General features: G+C 63.7%; 3 protein-coding genes. 1 reads left to right on the forward strand and 2 read right to left on the reverse strand.

Annotation, left to right across the window (positions count from 1 at the left end; translation table 11 throughout):
• The coding region (locus GHO42_RS02350) for an SDR family NAD(P)-dependent oxidoreductase (protein ID WP_153384093.1) at positions 1 to 347 on the reverse strand (347 nt) is incomplete at its 3' end.
• 143 nt (positions 348 to 490) lie between these two features.
• Here GHO42_RS02350 and GHO42_RS02355 point away from each other — a divergent pair.
• A complete protein-coding gene (locus GHO42_RS02355; protein WP_169917220.1) occupies positions 491 to 1,276 on the forward strand; it encodes an enoyl-CoA hydratase in 786 nt (261 codons plus the stop codon).
• A gap of 60 nt (positions 1,277 to 1,336) precedes the next feature.
• On the opposite strand, the gene GHO42_RS02360 is transcribed toward GHO42_RS02355, so the two are convergent.
• A partial coding sequence (locus tag GHO42_RS02360) for an FAD/NAD(P)-binding protein (protein ID WP_371928110.1) occupies positions 1,337 to 2,253 on the reverse strand: 917 nt, incomplete at its 5' end.

A 2,253-nucleotide genomic window follows, 5' to 3' on the forward strand; every position in this document is an offset into this window, starting at 1 on the left:
ATCAGGTTGAGACGGATAATGCTTTCGTGAAAACGCGGCGAGACGCTGGCCGCATCGGCCGGCGGGCTGCCGCCGGCATTGTTGATGAGCACATCGAGGCGGCCGAAATCGGCGCGAATGCCTTCGAACAGTGCCTGGAGCGAGTCCGGGTCGCGCACATCGCAGGCCATGAACACCGCCTGTGCCGACCCCGCCCGGGGCAACACCTCGGGGGTTGTCCTGCCACACACGATCACCCGTGCCCCGGCTTGCAGAAAGCTGCGGGCGATTCCGGCGCCGATGCCTTTGGTGCCGCCGGTGACCAGCACCACCTTGGCGCTGTAATCCAGCCCTGAGAGTTGACCCATGACATGCTCCTTTTCTACTGATGGAGCCACTCTAGGGGCAATCCGGGGGCTGCTCGTCGTCTGAACGGACGATGAATCACGACCGGGTGAACGCAACAATCCAGCGCATGCTGTGGTGACAGCCCCCGTCAATGAGGAACCCCATGACAGATCCATCTGCCGCGCCGGTACTACTTGAATTCCCGAGCCCGGGCGTGGCCCTGCTGCGTCTGAACCGCCCCCAGGCCACCAACGCCCTGAGCCTTGAGCTGCAAGCGCTGCTGTCGCGTCACTTCACCGAGCTGGCCGAGAACCCGAACGTGCGCTGCATCCTGTTGACCGGTGGCGACAAAGTGTTTGCCGCCGGTGGCGATATCAACAGCATGGCCGGAGTCGGCCCGATCGATATTTACCAGCGTCATACCGAACGGCTGTGGGCACCCATCCAGCATTGCCCCAAGCCGGTGATTGCGGCGGTGTGCGGCTATGCCTATGGCGGTGGCTGCGAACTGGCGATGCTGGCGGACATCATCGTGGCCGGGCGCAGCGCCAAATTTTGCCAGCCGGAAATTCGCATCGGCATCATGCCGGGTATCGGCGGCACTCAACGGCTGGTGCGGGCGGTCGGCAAGGCCAAGGCGATGCGCATGGCCCTGACCGGGCAGCCGATTACCGCTGAAGAGGCCTGGATTTCGGGACTGGTGAGCAACGTTGTCGACGATGCCGAGGTCCAGGCCTATGCCCTGGAGATGGCGCAGCTGATCGCCGCCATGCCGCCGCTGGCAGCAGAACAGATCAAAGAAGTGATTTTGGCCGGGGTTGACGGGCCACTGGAAACGGGCCTGGCGCTGGAGCGCAAAGCCAATGCACTGCTGTTTGCCTCCAGGGATCAAAAAGAAGGCATGCAGGCGTTTATCGAAAAACGGGCGGCTCGCTTTGAGGGCAATTAAGTCATTTCAAACAAAAGCCCCCCCAACCCCCTGACTGCGGGAGAGGGTCGGGGGGGGGTATTACAGCGACGCCAATCGCTCAGCCAATGCCTTGGCCTGCAAGGCAACATCGGTTACCGCGGTACTTTCCCACCACATGCCGCGCAATGGCGGGCCCATCGCAAACAACCGCTGTGCGGGCTCGGCCTGCGCATTCAAAACCGCCCCGCCCGCATCGGCGGCAATGCCCAGCCCCAGATTGCCGGGCCGTATCAACCCGCGCTGCAACAGCTGGCGTGGCAAGGGTTTATCCACCCGGCGCCAGTCGTACTCGATGCCGGTGGAGTTGATCAGGCCATCACCCTCAATCCATACCGCTTCGGATTGCCCGCGATAACGCAGCCGGATCCGTGGCCCTGAGCTATCAACCCCTTGCAGCGACGCCGCATGGATGGTCAGCCGCCCTTCCTCGAGCAGACGCTGCAACAAGGCATCACCCTGAGGCGGCGAACGGTGATGATGGCTCTCCCACCAGGGCCGCACATGGCGTACAAACTGACGGCGCTGGGTATCATCGGCCTGACTCCAGAGCCTGGCGATATGCACCCGCACGGTGTCCAGCGGTGCCTGCCAGTCGATCCCGAGGGACTGGGCCAGGGCACATTGGCGGCGCAGTTCACGCAGCAGCTGCAAAGGACTGCGAAGGTCCGGGGCCAGGCTGAGAAAATCTTCCCATACCGGTGGCTGGCGTCGCACATGGGGCAACAGGCCATGCCGGGAAAAAACCTCGATCGGCCCTCGGTGTCCCGCCTGGTTCAGGGACTCAAGGGCATCCACCATGGTCAGCCCCGAGCCGATAATCAGTACCCGGGCATCCACCGGCAGCGCACGCAAAGCCTGGACATCCCAAGGGTCCAGCGCTGCCGCGTTGAGGCCACTGGACTGGCGCTGCGCCGTGCGGGCCGCCGGGAACATGCCGGTGGCCAGGACCGCAACAC

This window comes from Pseudomonas sp. FSL R10-0056 (assembly GCF_009600105.1).
GTDB classification, from domain to species: Bacteria; Pseudomonadota; Gammaproteobacteria; order Pseudomonadales; family Pseudomonadaceae; genus Aquipseudomonas; species Aquipseudomonas bubulae.

Excerpts from the sequence above, each read along its gene's own strand:
- GHO42_RS02355 (WP_169917220.1), top strand. The coding sequence starts at position 491 with ATGACAGATCCATCTGCCGCGCCGGTACTACTTGAATTCCCGAGCCCG.